Here is a 15,605-nt window from a genome sequence, read left to right as displayed (position 1 = left end):
CAAAACCAACACAGTTCACAACAATATTTTCGAAACACAAGCCGAAGGTGGTAGTTTTATCATGTAATAAAGAAGTAAATTTTTTCATTTTCATATAGTGTTCTCGTAAAAGAGCTCAATCCGCAAAGGTTGGGCTCTTTTTAGTTTATCTTGACCTTTCCGTAATTCAAAATCAAAACCTCACTACCTCATGACTGAAAAAAAGGGCGGTATTGCATCACTCGAAAGTCAACAGTAGTAAAATTTGGGTTTTCATTCTTCATTTTTTTATACAGATCCATACTACCGACGGCCCTATTTGCTGCTCCCGAAGGAGCGGTCAGGGAAACGGTTCGTATGGTTCGAATATTCCCATTATCCAAACCTGGCGTAGTATTGAAGGGCAATTCAAACTGATGGATTCTCGGCACTATGTTTGAAACGACCTTCAAGGTGAGGTCGTGTTCCTTAAGATGTCTTCTAAAGAAATATTCCGGACCATTTTTACTATTGCCGCCCATGAATAAAATGGTGTCGATATTATTGAAGTCCTTCAAATAAGCAATAATGTTTCGAAGTTTGGCATCTTTCATTCCCAAATCTGAAGCATCGATTTTGTCACGCATAGCACTTTCCACAATATCACAAACCCCAATTTTATGGCTCAATAAGAACTCAGTTCGCTGTCGCGTAGCAAAAGCTGTGGTTTCATATACAAGGTTTAGATTGAAAATACGATCTAAAATGGGCCATAACTGTCCATTTTTACTACCGTAGCAGAAATCGACGTCTTCAGGCTTCAGTTCCCCTGTGGTAAATCTGGGTGGCGGTAAGGTACCTACGATCAACTTGGTAGCTTCCTTAAATAAAAAGGGTTCATACGGATGGGTGTGAACGAACATACTCAAAGGGTGGTCAACAATTCTTTGGCTTTCTGGATCAGTTGTCGATTTTGTCGAAAACTCGATTTTGACATCCTTTCCGATTCAAAGACTATTTCTTGAAGAATTACCTTGGCCTCTTTCATCTTGGTATGCCGAATATAAAACTTCGACAACTCTAATCGTTCTTGATATCTACTGTAAGGTGCATTGAATCCCTCCAGGAAATTTTCCGCTTCTTCTGTATGACCGATCTTTTCCATGGCTAAAGCGTATAAAAAAGCTGCCCGTGATTTTTTGAATTTCGGGAACTCCCTAATTTTTTCCGCACAAGCGACCGCCTCATTAAATCGTGAAGAGCAATAGTAGGCCTCGGTGAGTTGGGCAAGCGTATAAAAATCATTCTGAAAAACATCTTTTAACGAAGCCTCATAGTGCTCGATCGATTTGTCATAATGACCCGCTTCGAGGTACGCATCCGCCAAAGCAACTTGATTCTCAAAGGTCTCTGAAAACCTGAATTTCTTCTCCAACTCGGTAATCTTCTTGCTCGGATTAATTGCCGATATGATGGTATCTTGTACCGCATTGACCTCACTGGCACGAACAACGTTGATAAACAAATATGCCAGACAGCCAATGAGTGGCAAGAAAATAATGGCGAAATACCAATAGTAGTTGTTTCTATTGGTATAGCAGTGATATGTACAATATACTTGCAAAGCAATGATCAGGTAATAATACATAGTCCGAAAATAAGAACTTCATGTTGTTTTCAACCTATCATATTGTCAAAAACACCAATAATCATTAAGTGTACAGCAATTGTTTTTCGACTACAATTCAGTAACTTACATAGATATCACAACTAAAGGGTACTCGATTTTTTCGAGAACACCGATAAATTTACTTTCTTATGGGAAAAGGAGATAAAAAGTCTCGAAGAGGAAAAATATCAAATGGAACTTTTGGGGTAAGAAGACCGCGTAAAATCAAGAAAAGAATCAGTGTAGAAGAAAAAGTAAGCGGTAGAAAGAAAAAATAATCAGTCTTTCAATATTTCGATTTCCAACGTTTCATCTTCCAATGACCTTTTAATGCGATACGTAAAAAGGTGCAATTTGACAGAGTCCAATTCTAACATCGTATCGACCGCAATACTAAAATCAAGGGAGTCCGTTTTCAAGGCAACACTTCTGGGAAGAACGAGGCTATCGTATTTTTGATAGAATGCGATTTCTTCAGGTTGCAAATCCTGAAAGAGCAAACTATCAATGACTACTTCACTGAAAGTAGTTTCTGTGGTATTTTGAACGCGAATCTGAACGCCCTCTAAATTATCATCACGATCAGTACAGGAAAAAAGAATAACCGTACATAAAATAGTAAATGAGATAATCAATTTCATAAGCACCGACTTTTTGAAGCACTACCTATAAAACGTATACTTTCTAAAAATATTCTATCGGATAAAGACAGGTTCGGTCTCCTTCAGTGTATGCTCTTTACTGTATATGTAATCATCGTAGTTAAAACCTTTAATATCCTCCAAGGTCTTGGCATCGGTATCGATGATATAACGCACCATAGATCCCCTAGCCTTCTTCGCGAAGAAACTGATGACTTTCAGTTTGTCGTTTTTCCAGTCTTTGAAAACAGGCGATATTACCGGAACTTTTAACATCTTGACATCGACAGCACCGAAATATTCATTGCTGGCAAGGTTTATGAAAAGCTCATCATCCTCCAATTCTGAGTTTAATTGGGTAGTTATCTCCTTCTTCCAAAATTCGTAAAGGTTCTTTTTCCGTCCGATTTTAAGTGATGTCCCCATTTCCAAGCGGTACGGCTGAATCAAATCTAGAGGTTTCAAAATGCCATACAGGCCCGAGAGGATCCGCAACGTATGCTGTAGTTTATCCATTTTTTGCTCCGTTAAGGAATAGGCGTCCAGCCCTTGGTAAACATCACCATTAAACGCATAAACCGCTGGGCGGGCATTATCGGAAGTAAATGGTGTAGAAAAGTCTTGGTTACGTTGCCAGTTGAGCTGCGCCAGGTTATCTGATATCCCCATTAGCTTGGAAAGGGCCTTGGGCTTTTTCTTGATCAAAACTTTATTTAGCTTTTCTGAATGTTGCAAAAAGCACGGTTGTGAATACCGTTCTATGGGTAACTTCGTTTCGAAATCCAATGATTTTGCCGGAGAGATTACGATTTTCATTTCCTCTATTTTAGTGTAAAAGTAGTTGCAATTTCATTTAAATCCTATAAAGTAAAAAACGAGTTTTTGATGCTACTATCAACATAAACTATACCTCACTGGCTATGCTTTGAGTACTGTCGCCATTTTTCGATACAGTTCGACATATCGTCCGGAATTTCAGAATCAAAACGCATCATTTCGCCACTTATAGGATGTACGAAACCCAAGGTCTTGGCATGCAAGGCTTGCCTCGGGAGAATTTTAAAGGCATTTTCAACAAACTGTCTGTACTTGGTAAATGTAGTGCCTTTCAAAATCTTTTCGCCTCCGTATCGGGCATCATTAAAAAGGGTGTGACCGATATATTTCATATGCACCCGTATTTGATGGGTTCTACCGGTCTCCAATTTACAGGAGACCAAGGTCACATAGCCCAATCGCTCCAAAACCTTGAAGTGTGTTACGGCCTCCTTACCGGTTTCACCTTCAGGAAACACATGCATTTGCAATCTATTCTTTGGATGCCTACCGATAGCGCCGGTAATCGTGCCTTCGTCATCTTCAAGATTTCCCCAGACCAAAGCTACATATTCCCGTTCTGAAGTCTTGTCAAAAAACTGTTTTGCCAAATGGGTCATGGCATCTTCGGTCTTCGCGACAAGGAGGAGTCCAGACGTGTCTTTATCAATTCGATGCACCAGACCTGGTCGTTCATTACTGTTCGTCGGCAGGTTATCAGTATGATGAAGTAAGGCGTTGATAAGGGTACCTGAGTAGTTACCGTGGCCAGGGTGCACCACCATGCCCGCAGGTTTATTGACCACTAACAGTACTTCGTCTTCATAAACAATATCTAAGGGAATGGCCTCGGGCACTAATAGAAACTCATGAGGGGGATGCTCGAAAAGCACCTTTACTTCATCACCCGCTTTGACCTTATAATTTTGCTTGACAGTTGCCCCATTTACCCAAATATGTCCGTCTTTGGCGGCCTTTTGAATTTTATTCCGTGTAGCGTGCTCAATAAAGTTCATTAGAAATTTATCCACCCGCAAAGGTTCTTGTCCCTTGGCAGCAACAAATTTGTGATGCTCGAAAAGTTCGTCCTCTTGAAGTTCAGGACTATTTTCAGGTCCCATAATTATTCCGAATCTGCCTTGACCTGTGCCCGCTCTCCGATATTCCCATTGCCGCAGACCAGCTCCACTTTTGAAGTCTTGGGTAATTTATCACCAGGTTTTATCTGTTTACCCTTGTATTTGATGTAATAGACCATATCCTTCCCAATTTGATCAATGTACGTCGTTCGCTGAATATCCAAACCAACCGCTCTAAGCATAGAGGCCGCGTTCCGTTGGGTAACTTGAATGACATTGGGTACAGTCACTTTCTTATACCCTGAAGGGTTAACGGTAAAGTAAATCTTTCGGTTTTGCTTCACCTTATTTCCTGCCTTCGGGTTTTGATCTATAATGGAGAATCTCGGGTAATCAGGATTGTAATTTGCCGAATCCAACACTTCGTACCGCAGGTCTGCATCCTCGATGGCCTTTCGCATATCCATCACCGACATTTTCGAAAAATCGGGTACTTCAACAAAATCCCCATGATTTGTAGTGCTCTTTAACCAGCTCAAAAGCACAAAAACCAATACGATGGAGGCCACAAGAGCCAACCCAAGCTGTATCAAAAAGATTTTACTCGTAAGAAATTTAAAGAAATTCCGCATGCTGTTGTATTAACAGGACAAATATAGGAAATGCCCTAGTACTAACGGTAGAACTAAACTAATTATTGGGGAGCGTTCCTTATCCAGCAAAAAAATTAGCCTTATCTGAAACATTCCCTCTTCTTTTTTTCTTTACTTTGATGTGTTCAGAGCTTTTTACCCGATACAAATGAAAAAAAAGATTGCCATAATCATGGGCGGCTACTCAAGTGAGTATATGATTTCTTTAAAGAGTGGCAATGTGGTGCACAAATACCTGAATAGCGAGAAATACATTGGGTACCGCATTCACATTTTGAAGGATAAGTGGGTCTATGTTGATGAGAATACTCAAGAACATCCTGTCAATCGACATGATTTTTCGGTATCCCTGAAATCGGATACGTTGCGATTTGACTGTGTATTCAATGCAATTCATGGCACCCCTGGAGAAGATGGTTTGTTGCAGGCTTACTTTAGCTTGATCGACATTCCTCAAACATCCTGTGACTACTACCAATCGGCACTAACCTTTAATAAAAGGGATCTTTTAAGTGTCTTGAAGCCTTATGGCATTCAATCGGCGACGTCGTACTATCTCAACGAGGGCGATACGATTCGCCTAGAGGAGATCGTAGAAAAAGTGGGCCTCCCCTGTTTTGTCAAGGCCAATAAAGCCGGCAGTAGTTTTGGCATATCAAAAGTATACGAAAAGGATAAGCTTCTTGATGCCATAGAAAAAGCCTATAAGGAGGATGATGAAATCATTATCGAATCCTTTTTAGATGGTATTGAAGTTTCGGTAGGTGTCATTAAATATAAAGGGAAGACGAAAGTTCTACCCATTACCGAGATTGTTACAGAAAATGATTTTTTCGATTACGAAGCCAAATATGAGGGAAAATCAAAAGAAATCACTCCTGCAAGAATTTCCAAAGCGCAAGAAGAAAAGGTATCGGAAGTAGCAAAACGCGCCTATGACCTGCTTAAAATGACAGGATACTCTAGAAGTGAGTTCATCTTTGTGGGTGATGAACCTTTCATGCTTGAAATGAACACTACGCCCGGGCTGACCGAACAGAGTATATTACCACAACAAGCAGGGGTAGCAGGCATTTCATTATCGCAATTGTTTGAAAGTGCCATTGAGGAAGCATTAAACCAAAACCCCTAACTTTATAGGATGAGAAGAGCGATTTTTCCCGGTTCATTCGACCCACTTACCTTAGGTCACGCCGATATTATCAGAAGGGGTATAACCTTGTTTGACGAATTGATCATCGCCATTGGGGTCAATGCCGAAAAAAAGTATATGTTTTCTTTAGAGCAACGAATGGGGTTTGTAACCAAAGCTTTTGCCGACGAACCCAAGATCAAGGTACTGACCTATCAAGGCCTCACCGTTGATTTTTGTAAGGAAGTCGATGCCAATTTCATTTTACGAGGTCTAAGGAACCCTGCGGACTTTGAGTTTGAGAAGGCCATTGCGCACACAAATCGTAAGCTTTCCGAAATCGAAACGGTGTTTCTGCTGACTTCCTCGGGCAAATCTTATATCAGTTCTTCCATTGTAAGAGATGTCATCAGAAATGGAGGGGATTATACCGGTTTGGTTCCCGATTCGGTAAGGGTAAAATAAATCCATATAGGATTTTACTTACTTTTTTGGCTTAATTGATAGTTTTCTCCAATAAAATTGAGGCGATCACCACTATATTTCTCCAATTCACAACAAAATTTTCTTTATACTTGGTATTTATAGCTAATTTGTAAGAAATTATCTATACAGATGTTTGCGAGAAGTACACTTTATACCAATAACTATCTTATTAAACAATTGCCCCAGGCAATCACTTTCATAAACATGAAGGGGGTTATTGTACTGGCATCCGACAAATGGATATGCGACTTTTCACCAATGGGTGATTCTTGCATAGGAATGTCGCTCACAGATCTCTTTAGTGCGCACTCCGAAGATTGGCAGTTGGTTTTGAAAAAGTGTTTGAGCGGGGAGCCTGGTTTACCCAGAGTTGGGCGCTATCTTGATGAAACTGGTAGCGAAAAATGGTTTGAACTTGAAAAAACCGCATGGCATGATGATGAAGAGAATGTTATCGGGTGGATTGTTCAAGGTGAAAAGGCCAGCCAGCGGATGCAGAATGAGGTGCAACTCGATAAACTTCACATTCTTTCGACAGAAATGTCCGATATCGCTAAAATCGGCCTGTGGGAATACAGCTTGGAAGATGATGAGTTGTATTGGTCCGAAATGACGAAAATCATACACGAGACGGCCCCTGATTATCGCCCTACCCTTGAAGATGCAACGAATTTCTACAAATCAGGGCATAGTCGAAATACAATTGCCATGACTGTGCAAAGGGCAATTATCAACCAGACTCCCTGGAGCAGCAAATTGCAATTGATTACCGCCAAAGGCAATGAGATATGGGTCATCGTATCTGGAAAACCCATCTATAAGAATGGGGAATTTACCGGTCTTATCGGTACCATTCAGAACATCAACTCACTCACCTTGTCCGAAATCAAAACTCGGGAAAATGAATACCACCTCAGAACGTTGATCGACAATTTACCCTTGAATGTATTCATTAAAGATCTTGAATCTCGAAAAATCTTGGTCAATAGATCCGAAATGAAGTACTGTGGGGTAACCAAAGAGTCCGAAATACTGGGAAAGGACGACTTCGAGTTTCTAGATAAAGAAACGGCCAAAAAGTCACGAAAAGATGATTTGAGGGTAATGCACGACCTCAAACCGGTACTGTCAAAAGAAATGGTGCATGTCAAAAATGACGGTAGCAAAACAGCTTTCTTGACTTCAAAGATACCACTAATCAATACCGACGGCAGTGCGTATGGGCTCGTTGGAATAAGCATGGATATCACAGAGTTGAAACAAAAGGAAGAGAAACTAAAAAAATTGATTTCGGTAACATCGAAACAGAATGAAAAACTACTCAACTTCGCACACATAGTTTCGCATGACCTCAGATCTCACTCCGCAAATTTTTCGATGCTATTAGATTTCCTGACTCATGAGAAGGACGAAATCGAAAAGCAAAAAATATTGGGAATGCTGACCAGTGCTTCCGACAATCTCTTGGAAACCTTGGACAATTTGAACGAGGTTGTAGACATCAGTTCAAAATCAGGACTAGAGAAAAAACCCATTCAACTAACGAAAGCACTCAGAAGTGTCAAGCAAAACTTGGCAATGAACCTTACCAAGCATAATGTCAAACTGTTCAATAAAATAGATTCCAAGGTTTTTGTAAATGTTGTTCCCGCCTATCTTGAAAGCATCTTGATGAACTTTCTGACCAACGCTATAAAGTATAAATCGCCCAATAGAAGACCTGAAATCACACTTCGTACCGTCAGCGAAAATGGCTATAGGGTTCTTAGCATTCAAGACAACGGACTGGGTATTGACCTTGACAAATACGGGGACAAACTTTTCGGAATGTATAAAACATTTCATGATACCGTAGATGCTCGCGGCATAGGCTTATATATCACCAAGAATCAAATTGAAGCCATGAACGGCAAGGTTTCGGTCGAAAGCGAAGTAGATCAGGGTACAACATTCAAAATATACTTTAGTGAAAAAAATTGACTCTATATACATCATTGATGATGATCCGATAACCGTTTTCGGAATACAGAAGATGTTGGAATCGATAGTCGACTGCCCTTGTATAGATACCTTTAGAAACGGAAAACTGGCCATCGATGAAATAAAAAGCAGAATCGATACACTTAAACCGATTCCTAAAATAATTTTTTTGGATATCAACATGCCGATTATGGATGGGTGGCAGTTTTTAACCGAATTTAGTTCCTTACCTATAACCCAAAGCATTAAAATCAATATCGTTACCTCTTCGATTGACAAGACCGATCGTGACCGATGGAAAAAAATCGCAAGTAACACCCATCACACCATAACCTTCAACAACAAGCCCCTCCGTAGAGAAAATCTACTGAAAATAACTACGGCCGCTTAACTTCATACCACAAGCTTTTTGACTAATTTTACGTGAGGCAAACAACCTTGAAGCAAGCCCGTCTCTTGATAATGGCGCGCTCGCTAGGGATTCAAGGCAAACTAAATTTATAAATCGACACCCGCTTGGCAAACGGGCAGTCAAGCGTCGGGCCTTTTAAAGCTCGATTATCGTGTAAAATCTAAAGAAATCATGAAGTCAATTGTTGCGTTTCTCTTGCTCTTTGTCATAGTGGCCTGTGAATCAACTCCGGCGGATGAAACGGTGAGCTTTCCTACCCATTTTGAACTTTCGGAAGGAATGGAAACCGCTACCTACCTTCAGGTAATCGATTTTTATATTCAATTGGCAAAAGAGTTTCCGGAAATCAATATTCAGACCATAGGAAATACCGATAGTGGGTATCCATTGCACGTCGTGACCTTTAATTCCGAAGGGGACTTCAATTTTCAAAAAATAGGAAAGGATAAGATTATCATGCTTATCAATAACGGTATTCATCCCGGTGAAAGTGACGGCATTGACGCCACCATGCTAATCTACCGCGACTTGGCTACGGGAAAATTGAATGCGCCGAAAAATACGGTTTTGGTGACCATTCCCGTATACAACATTGGCGGCGCCCTAAACCGAAACAGAACAACAAGAGCCAATCAAAACGGCCCTAAATCCTATGGCTTTCGGGGAAATGCCCAAAATTACGATCTCAACCGTGACTTTATTAAGGCCGATACCGAAAATGCAAGGACCTTTGCTGAGATCTTCCATTTGGTAAATCCTGATATTTTCATAGACAACCATGTGAGCAATGGTGCCGATTATCAATATACCCTGACCCATCTCTTTACCCAGCATGATAAGCTTGGGGGTGAATTGGGTCAATACCTCCACACAGAAATGATGCCGGCCTTAGAAAATACATTGGAGAAAGATAGTTGGGATATCACACCTTACGTCAATGTCTTCAATCAAGTTCCTGAACAGGGGTTTTCACAATTTTTCGACCACCCTAGGTATTCTACCGGCTATACTACTTTATGGAACACTTTGGGGATGATGGTCGAAACGCACATGCTGAAGCCCTACAAACAAAGGGTAGAGGGCACTTATCAATTAATGAATTCCCTAATCGCTATTTCTGAAGCCGATGGCACCAAAATAAAAGAGTTACGACAAACGGCACTTACTCGGCATAAAACTTGGGACCACTACCCCATCAAGTGGAAAGTGGACACTACCCGCAGTTCAATTTTGAATTTCAAGGGTTTTGAAGCGGATACCTTGACAAGTAAGGTCACTGGGCTCCCAAGATTAAAGTATGACCGTTCCAGGCCTTTTACAAAAGAAGTCATGTATCAGAATTACTATGTTCCTTCCGATTCGGTACTGATACCGGAGTTTTACATCTTAAAAAAGGGTTGGGCAAAAGCCTTGCAGGCATTGGAGATGAACAAGGTGGCTTATATACCCCTTGAAAGTGATACGGTTTTAAATGTTGAATCTTATCGAATTCAAGATTTCCAAACCCGCACTCACCCCTATGAAGGACATTATCCGCATTACGACACCACCGTCAAGGCTACACAAAAAAGCGTTCGATTTATGGAAGGTGATATTGTCATACCCACCAATCAAGATGCAATACGTTATTTGCTGGAAACCTTAGAGCCATCAGCTGCCGATTCGTTCTTCAACTGGAATTTCTTCGATACCATTTTACAACAAAAAGAAGGTTTCTCTCCCTACGTTTTTGAAGATAACGCGGTTGCCCTATTGGAACAGGATCCAGAGCTGAAAGAATACTTTGAATTGAAAAAGGCCAGTGACCCAGAATTTGCTACCAATTGGTATGCGCAATTAAATTGGTTGTTTAAAAAATCGGAAAACTATGAACCAGCCCATATGCAGTATCCTGTTTACCGCGTATTGAAGAAGTAATTGTGACCCTTTGGGGTCAATGTCCAAAAAGAATCTTGATGTTGGTATATGAATTCTCTAGTGCTTTTTTGATTTTATCCGGACCTTTCCACTTTACTTTCTCGATACCCTCGTTCTTTTGACCTATCAATTTCCCGGTATAAGATGTTTTCATTGCAAACCAATGCACCTCTTTGAGTTTGTAGGTACCGTTCCTTTTGAAAACATGATAAGTAGTCTTTAAAAAATTCTCGATTTTCAGTTTTTTGACACCTGTTTCCTCCTCCACTTCGCGCAAAGCACATTCTTCTATAGTTTCCCCTTTATCCAATTTACCCTTGGGTAAATCCCATTTATCATTCCGATAAATGAACAGTACCTTACCCTTTTTATTGGTGACCACGCCGCCGGCCGCAACTTCCAACGGAATTTTCTTGGTGAACTTCTTTAAGATCTCCTCGTGATTCGGGTGATAGATGTAGGCCACTTGCAGCTTCTTTTTGCGCAAGGCATCAATGGCATCTTGAATGGCCGCTTCATTGAGTAGGAAGTATTCACTATTTGCTGTTTCAGAGAGTTTATTTGTTAAAATGAGGGGCAACTCATTGACAAAAACTTTATACATTTGCGTCATGATTTTGAACAAAGACACTGCCAAAAAAACAGCCGAGCTTCTCTTGCAAATTAATGCAATAAAATTGGAACCGGAAAATCCGTTTACATGGGCTTCAGGCTGGAATTCTCCCATTTATTGTGATAATCGAATCATTCTATCCTACCCGCCCATTCGCACCTATGTACGTGAACAGATAGGCAAACAAGTTGAATCTTTATACGGCAAACCCGATGTCATTGCGGGTGTAGCAACCGGTGCGATAGGAATAGGAATGCTGGTGGCCGAGTATCTGGGGCTTCCTTTTATTTATGTTAGACCAGAGGCAAAATCACATGGCCGGCAAAATCAAATAGAGGGAATTTTAGAGGTAGATCAAAATGTGGTGGTCATCGAAGATTTGATTAGTACCGGTAAGAGTAGCCTCAATGCCGTTAAGGCTTTAAAGTCGAGCGGAGCCAATATCAAAGGGATGGTCGCTATCTTTACGTACGGTTTTGAGGTGGCGAAGAAAAATTTCGAGGAGGAGCATCTTGATCTGTACACGCTAAGTGACTACGAACATCTGGTCAATTTAGCATCGGAAACCGGATATATCAAAGAAGAACAATTACAAACATTAATGCAATGGAGAGAAAATCCATCTGCTTGGAAACAATAATTCATGTTCATAGAAACCCCAGAAAAGCGAATTACCAGAGGTGATAAAGAAGTTTTCGAATTCTTATCGGATTTAAGGAATTTTGAAAAATTGATGCCCGACAACATAGAAAAGTTCGAGGTATTATCGGAAGATCGATTTTTATTTGCGTTGAAAGGGATGCCGCAAATCGTGTTGGAAAGAAAAGGTCAAACTGAATTCAGTCAACTGGTGCTCGGTGCGGCCAGCGATAAACTACCCTTTACGCTTACCGCGGACATCATCGATCAGGGCGATTCGCAAACCGATGTTAAATTGAGTTTCGAAGGGGAGTTCAATGCCATGATGGCCATGATGATCAAATCACCGATTACGAATTTTATGGGAACCCTTTCCGATAACCTATCTAAAATTGGGGAAAGCGCTTAATAGAGCAATTTAACTTGCTTAAGACCATACTCTCTGATTGCCTCATTATCTTGTTCAATACGCAGTTTTCCGGCCTCGGAAACACCGCGAATAATACCAACAAATGAATTTCCATCAGGGCCTTTGAATGTCGAAGGTCTGTTTTTTCGAAACAACTGTTGCTCGTACCGTATTCGCAAAACAGATGACTTGCCTGCGACCATGTTGGCCAGGTGCTTCTTGAGTTCATGTACGATCAGGCTATGAACATCATCCAAATTAAAAGTAGTACCTAACAACAATTTCATTGAGGTGGCGTTTGAAACTGTATGAAATACGGTTTGGTTCACGTTTAGGCCGATGCCAAAAATAGAGGTGTTGATCCGTTTGCCGAGTAATAGGTTTTCTACCAAAATACCGCAAATCTTGTTCCTGCCTGACAGAATGTCGTTTGGCCACTTGACATGTACATCCGGTATGGCAAATTGCTTTAACACATCGGCAACAGCCAAGGAGGCACAGATACTTAGAAGGAAGGCATCGGACACCTCAAGCATATCAAACTTTTTCAATGTGCTAAAAGTGAGGTTTTTACCGGGTTCAGACTCCCATGAGGCACCCATTTGGCCTTTACCGTTTAGTTGTTGATCGGTCATAACGGATGTGAAGTCGACCAACGAATGCTGCCGTATCAGATTTTTTAAATAGCTATTTGTTGAATCGGTGGCATCAAGTTTGATTATGTGCATGCGCAAACCTTAAGTTTAAAGTAGAATCTATTATTGAAAACTAGGGCTAAAAGAACAAAAAATAATAACTTTGTAGAAATTAAAATTTTTGAATGCAGAAAGAAAAAGCAAGCACAGATGAGTTGATTGCACTAATTTTACAAGGCATTGAAGACGTAAAGGGGCATGATATTCTTTTACTCGACTTGAGGGAGATTGAAAATACCGTCTGTGACTACTTTATTATTTGTAATGGTACTTCAAATACGCAGGTAAACGCCATAGTAGGTTCTATTCAAAAAACAGTTAGCAAAGCCATCCATGATAAACCTTGGCATGTAGAAGGTCAAGACAATGCCGAATGGGTATTGATGGACTATGTTAACGTAGTAGTTCATGTCTTCCAAAAACACATTAGGGATTTCTACGATATAGAAGGACTTTGGGGAGACGCAAAGTTTACCGAAGTAGCAAGTAGCATTAATCAGTAAAAAAAAATAATGGCTAAAGATAATAATACGAATCCTAAAAAACCGAAGTTCAGTTCTTGGTGGATCTATGGATTAATTGCAGTAGTACTCATAGGATTTCAGTTTATTGGAAGCGGAAACCTATCGAACCAAGAAAAAACGACTACCTCTGAGCTTCAGGAATATCTAAGAAACGGGGATGTTGAAAAAATAATGATCATCACCAATGCCAGGCAAGCGAAAGTTTACTTGACCGAAGAAGCATTGAAGAAAGATGTACATAAGTCGGTTTCTGAAAAACCTATGTTCCCAACCACAGCGGCAACCCCGCAATATGTGTTGGACTATGGCGATCTTCAAAATTTTGAAAATGAAATCAAAAAGAGCAAGACCGATAACAATTTAGACACCATTGTTGACTACGATACCGACAACAATTATTTCATGGATCTCTTGTTGGGAATATTACCTTTTGCTTTGCTCATTGGTATATGGATTTACCTCATGCGACGGATGTCGGGCGGAGGCGGAGGCGGTGCCGGAGGTCAAATTTTCAATATCGGCAAATCAAAAGCGAAACTATTCGATGAGAAAACGGATACCCGCACCTCATTCAAAGACGTTGCAGGACTCGAGGGGGCTAAGGAAGAAGTTGAAGAAATTGTAGAGTTCCTTAGAAACCCGGACAAATACACCTCATTGGGTGGAAAAATTCCTAAAGGTGCACTATTGGTAGGCCCTCCAGGTACCGGTAAAACCTTGTTGGCAAAAGCAGTTGCAGGAGAAGCGAAAGTGCCATTTTTCTCGCTTTCAGGTTCCGATTTCGTTGAGATGTTCGTCGGTGTTGGAGCATCAAGGGTACGTGACCTTTTCAAACAAGCTAAAGACAAATCGCCTGCAATCATCTTCATTGATGAGATCGACGCTATCGGGCGGGCAAGAGGTAAAAACAATTTCACAGGTTCGAATGATGAACGTGAAAACACCCTAAACCAATTGTTGACCGAGATGGATGGTTTCGGCACCAATACCAACGTCATTGTTTTGGCCGCAACAAACCGTGCCGATGTATTGGACAAGGCCCTTATGCGTGCCGGTCGTTTTGACAGACAGATTTACGTAGACCTCCCCGATATCCGCGAACGTAAGGAAATCTTCGAAGTACATCTTAGACCTATTAAGACCTCGGAAAAACTAGATCTCGACTTTTTGGCCAGGCAAACACCTGGATTCTCAGGTGCTGATATTGCAAATGTCTGTAATGAAGCTGCTCTTATCGCCGCAAGAAAAGAAAAGAAAGCGGTTACAAAACAGGATTTTCTAGATGCCGTTGACCGAATTGTTGGTGGACTAGAGAAAAAGAACAAAATAATTACTCCTGGTGAGAAGAAGACCATTGCCTACCATGAAGCGGGCCATGCTACAACAAGTTGGATGCTCGAACATGCAGCTCCCTTAGTCAAGGTAACCATTGTACCTAGAGGGCAGTCTTTGGGCGCCGCCTGGTACCTCCCCGAAGAGCGCCTAATCGTGCGCCCAGAACAAATGCTCGATGAAATGTGCGCAACATTAGGCGGTAGAGCAGCGGAAAAAGTCATCTTCGACAAAATTTCGACGGGAGCCCTTAGTGATTTGGAAAAAGTAACCAAGCAGGCACGAGCTATGGTAACCGTTTACGGACTGAATGATGCAATCGGCAATCTCACTTATTATGATTCCTCAGGACAGGATGCCTACGGTTTTTCAAAACCATATAGCGAAGAGACAGCTCAAAAAATCGACGAGGAAATCTCCAAAATAATTGAAGAGCAATACCAAAGAGCGATTCAGGTTTTAACAGAACACAAAGACAAGCTGACCACCTTAGCAGAAAGACTTCTTGAAAAAGAAGTTATCTTCAAGGAAGATCTTGAAAAAATCTTTGGAAAAAGACCTTTTGGTGATGAGGAAGTAAATGGCGATGAAATCAATGAACAAAAGGCAGAAGACTTAACTGAAGAAGCGCCGTTGGAAGAATAGAGAAT

At 40.9% G+C, this 15,605-nt stretch carries 18 protein-coding genes; 10 read left to right on the top strand and 8 right to left on the bottom strand.

The window, feature by feature from the left end:
* Window positions 1-188 precede the first annotated feature (188 nt).
* Both ACKWCA_RS21715 and ACKWCA_RS21710 read right to left on the bottom strand, forming a co-directional pair.
* Entirely contained in the window at window positions 189-881 is a 693-nt protein-coding gene (locus ACKWCA_RS21715) for a uracil-DNA glycosylase family protein (RefSeq protein ID WP_413980353.1), read from the bottom strand.
* 2 nt (window positions 882-883) lie between these two features.
* The gene (locus tag ACKWCA_RS21710; RefSeq protein ID WP_413980352.1) at window positions 884-1,606 is read right to left on the bottom strand and encodes a hypothetical protein; all 723 of its coding nucleotides are present in this window, start codon (window positions 1,604-1,606) and stop codon (window positions 884-886) included.
* 170 nt (window positions 1,607-1,776) lie between these two features.
* On the opposite strand from ACKWCA_RS21710, the gene ACKWCA_RS21705 reads away from it, so the two are divergent.
* Entirely contained in the window at window positions 1,777-1,905 is a 129-nt protein-coding gene (locus tag ACKWCA_RS21705) for a 30S ribosomal protein THX (protein ID WP_413980351.1), read from the top strand.
* On the opposite strand, the gene ACKWCA_RS21700 is transcribed toward ACKWCA_RS21705, so the two are convergent.
* From ACKWCA_RS21700 to ACKWCA_RS21685, 4 genes are all read right to left on the bottom strand, one after another.
* Window positions 1,906-2,268 (bottom strand): hypothetical protein, encoded by a 363-nt coding sequence (locus ACKWCA_RS21700; RefSeq protein WP_413980350.1) that lies wholly within the window; start codon window positions 2,266-2,268, stop codon window positions 1,906-1,908. It lies immediately after the preceding gene.
* Between the two features lie 54 nt (window positions 2,269-2,322).
* Complete coding sequence (yaaA, locus tag ACKWCA_RS21695) at window positions 2,323-3,084, bottom strand: peroxide stress protein YaaA (RefSeq protein ID WP_413980349.1); 762 nt, start codon at window positions 3,082-3,084, stop codon at window positions 2,323-2,325.
* Between the two features lie 95 nt (window positions 3,085-3,179).
* Window positions 3,180-4,205 (bottom strand): RluA family pseudouridine synthase, encoded by a 1,026-nt coding sequence (locus tag ACKWCA_RS21690; RefSeq protein WP_413980348.1) that lies wholly within the window; start codon window positions 4,203-4,205, stop codon window positions 3,180-3,182.
* A gap of 2 nt (window positions 4,206-4,207) precedes the next feature.
* Window positions 4,208-4,795, bottom strand: coding sequence for a PASTA domain-containing protein (locus ACKWCA_RS21685; protein ID WP_413980347.1), 588 nt, complete (start codon window positions 4,793-4,795; stop codon window positions 4,208-4,210).
* A gap of 169 nt (window positions 4,796-4,964) precedes the next feature.
* Between ACKWCA_RS21685 and ACKWCA_RS21680 the strand changes: the two genes are divergently transcribed.
* From ACKWCA_RS21680 to ACKWCA_RS21660, 5 genes are all read left to right on the top strand, one after another.
* Window positions 4,965-5,948 carry a D-alanine--D-alanine ligase gene (locus ACKWCA_RS21680; protein WP_413980346.1) on the top strand — a complete coding sequence of 328 codons (984 nt, stop codon included), beginning with the start codon at window positions 4,965-4,967 and terminating at the stop codon, window positions 5,946-5,948.
* Between the two features lie 9 nt (window positions 5,949-5,957).
* Window positions 5,958-6,413: a pantetheine-phosphate adenylyltransferase gene (coaD, locus tag ACKWCA_RS21675; RefSeq protein ID WP_413980345.1), complete on the top strand. Its 456-nt coding sequence runs from the start codon at window positions 5,958-5,960 to the stop codon at window positions 6,411-6,413.
* A gap of 150 nt (window positions 6,414-6,563) precedes the next feature.
* The gene (locus ACKWCA_RS21670) at window positions 6,564-8,414 is read left to right on the top strand and encodes a PAS domain S-box protein (RefSeq protein WP_413980344.1); all 1,851 of its coding nucleotides are present in this window, start codon (window positions 6,564-6,566) and stop codon (window positions 8,412-8,414) included.
* Entirely contained in the window at window positions 8,401-8,805 is a 405-nt protein-coding gene (locus ACKWCA_RS21665; RefSeq protein WP_413980343.1) for a response regulator, read from the top strand. The genes ACKWCA_RS21670 and ACKWCA_RS21665 overlap by 14 nt, the downstream gene beginning before the upstream one ends.
* A gap of 192 nt (window positions 8,806-8,997) precedes the next feature.
* The gene (locus tag ACKWCA_RS21660; protein ID WP_413980342.1) at window positions 8,998-10,743 is read left to right on the top strand and encodes a M14 family metallopeptidase; all 1,746 of its coding nucleotides are present in this window, start codon (window positions 8,998-9,000) and stop codon (window positions 10,741-10,743) included.
* Window positions 10,744-10,759: 16 nt separating this feature from the next.
* Here ACKWCA_RS21660 and ACKWCA_RS21655 read toward each other — a convergent pair whose 3' ends face one another.
* Entirely contained in the window at window positions 10,760-11,347 is a 588-nt protein-coding gene (locus tag ACKWCA_RS21655) for an NUDIX hydrolase (RefSeq protein WP_413980341.1), read from the bottom strand.
* Window positions 11,348-11,354: 7 nt separating this feature from the next.
* On the opposite strand from ACKWCA_RS21655, the gene pyrE reads away from it, so the two are divergent.
* Window positions 11,355-11,996: an orotate phosphoribosyltransferase gene (gene pyrE / locus ACKWCA_RS21650; RefSeq protein WP_413980340.1), complete on the top strand. Its 642-nt coding sequence runs from the start codon at window positions 11,355-11,357 to the stop codon at window positions 11,994-11,996.
* Window positions 11,997-11,999: 3 nt separating this feature from the next.
* Window positions 12,000-12,404 carry an SRPBCC family protein gene (locus tag ACKWCA_RS21645; protein ID WP_413980339.1) on the top strand — a complete coding sequence of 135 codons (405 nt, stop codon included), beginning with the start codon at window positions 12,000-12,002 and terminating at the stop codon, window positions 12,402-12,404.
* On the opposite strand, the gene ACKWCA_RS21640 is transcribed toward ACKWCA_RS21645, so the two are convergent.
* The gene (locus tag ACKWCA_RS21640; RefSeq protein ID WP_413980338.1) at window positions 12,401-13,132 is read right to left on the bottom strand and encodes a biotin--[acetyl-CoA-carboxylase] ligase; all 732 of its coding nucleotides are present in this window, start codon (window positions 13,130-13,132) and stop codon (window positions 12,401-12,403) included. The genes ACKWCA_RS21645 and ACKWCA_RS21640 overlap by 4 nt on opposite strands.
* A 92-nt stretch (window positions 13,133-13,224) precedes the next feature.
* Here ACKWCA_RS21640 and rsfS point away from each other — a divergent pair, with 92 nt between their 5' ends.
* Both rsfS and ftsH read left to right on the top strand, forming a co-directional pair.
* Window positions 13,225-13,602, top strand: a complete 378-nt coding sequence (gene rsfS, locus ACKWCA_RS21635) for a ribosome silencing factor (RefSeq protein WP_413980337.1) — start codon at window positions 13,225-13,227, stop codon at window positions 13,600-13,602.
* A gap of 9 nt (window positions 13,603-13,611) precedes the next feature.
* Entirely contained in the window at window positions 13,612-15,600 is a 1,989-nt protein-coding gene (gene ftsH / locus ACKWCA_RS21630) for an ATP-dependent zinc metalloprotease FtsH (protein ID WP_413980336.1), read from the top strand.
* The last annotated feature ends 5 nt before the right edge of the window (window positions 15,601-15,605 follow it).

Origin of the sequence: Maribacter corallii (genome assembly GCF_047345415.1) — a bacterium.
Taxonomy (GTDB): Bacteria; Bacteroidota; Bacteroidia; order Flavobacteriales; family Flavobacteriaceae; genus Maribacter_C.
This window is presented reverse-complemented; position numbering and strand designations above follow the sequence as displayed.

Bases quoted from the DNA above. Each gene is read 5' to 3' on its own strand.
- ACKWCA_RS21640 (WP_413980338.1), bottom strand. From the start codon at position 13,132: ATGCACATAATCAAACTTGATGCCACCGATTCAACAAATAGCTATTTA.
- ACKWCA_RS21655 (WP_413980341.1), bottom strand. From the start codon at position 11,347: ATGTATAAAGTTTTTGTCAATGAGTTGCCCCTCATTTTAACAAATAAA.
- pyrE (WP_413980340.1), top strand. From the start codon at position 11,355: ATGATTTTGAACAAAGACACTGCCAAAAAAACAGCCGAGCTTCTCTTG.
- yaaA (WP_413980349.1), bottom strand. From the start codon at position 3,084: ATGAAAATCGTAATCTCTCCGGCAAAATCATTGGATTTCGAAACGAAG.
- ftsH (WP_413980336.1), top strand. From the start codon at position 13,612: ATGGCTAAAGATAATAATACGAATCCTAAAAAACCGAAGTTCAGTTCT.
- rsfS (WP_413980337.1), top strand. From the start codon at position 13,225: ATGCAGAAAGAAAAAGCAAGCACAGATGAGTTGATTGCACTAATTTTA.
- ACKWCA_RS21700 (WP_413980350.1), bottom strand. From the start codon at position 2,268: ATGAAATTGATTATCTCATTTACTATTTTATGTACGGTTATTCTTTTT.
- ACKWCA_RS21715 (WP_413980353.1), bottom strand. From the start codon at position 881: ATGTTCGTTCACACCCATCCGTATGAACCCTTTTTATTTAAGGAAGCT.
- ACKWCA_RS21660 (WP_413980342.1), top strand. From the start codon at position 8,998: ATGAAGTCAATTGTTGCGTTTCTCTTGCTCTTTGTCATAGTGGCCTGT.
- ACKWCA_RS21705 (WP_413980351.1), top strand. From the start codon at position 1,777: ATGGGAAAAGGAGATAAAAAGTCTCGAAGAGGAAAAATATCAAATGGA.
- coaD (WP_413980345.1), top strand. From the start codon at position 5,958: ATGAGAAGAGCGATTTTTCCCGGTTCATTCGACCCACTTACCTTAGGT.
- ACKWCA_RS21645 (WP_413980339.1), top strand. From the start codon at position 12,000: ATGTTCATAGAAACCCCAGAAAAGCGAATTACCAGAGGTGATAAAGAA.
- ACKWCA_RS21680 (WP_413980346.1), top strand. From the start codon at position 4,965: ATGAAAAAAAAGATTGCCATAATCATGGGCGGCTACTCAAGTGAGTAT.
- ACKWCA_RS21710 (WP_413980352.1), bottom strand. From the start codon at position 1,606: ATGTATTATTACCTGATCATTGCTTTGCAAGTATATTGTACATATCAC.
- ACKWCA_RS21670 (WP_413980344.1), top strand. From the start codon at position 6,564: ATGTTTGCGAGAAGTACACTTTATACCAATAACTATCTTATTAAACAA.
- ACKWCA_RS21690 (WP_413980348.1), bottom strand. From the start codon at position 4,205: ATGGGACCTGAAAATAGTCCTGAACTTCAAGAGGACGAACTTTTCGAG.
- ACKWCA_RS21685 (WP_413980347.1), bottom strand. From the start codon at position 4,795: ATGCGGAATTTCTTTAAATTTCTTACGAGTAAAATCTTTTTGATACAG.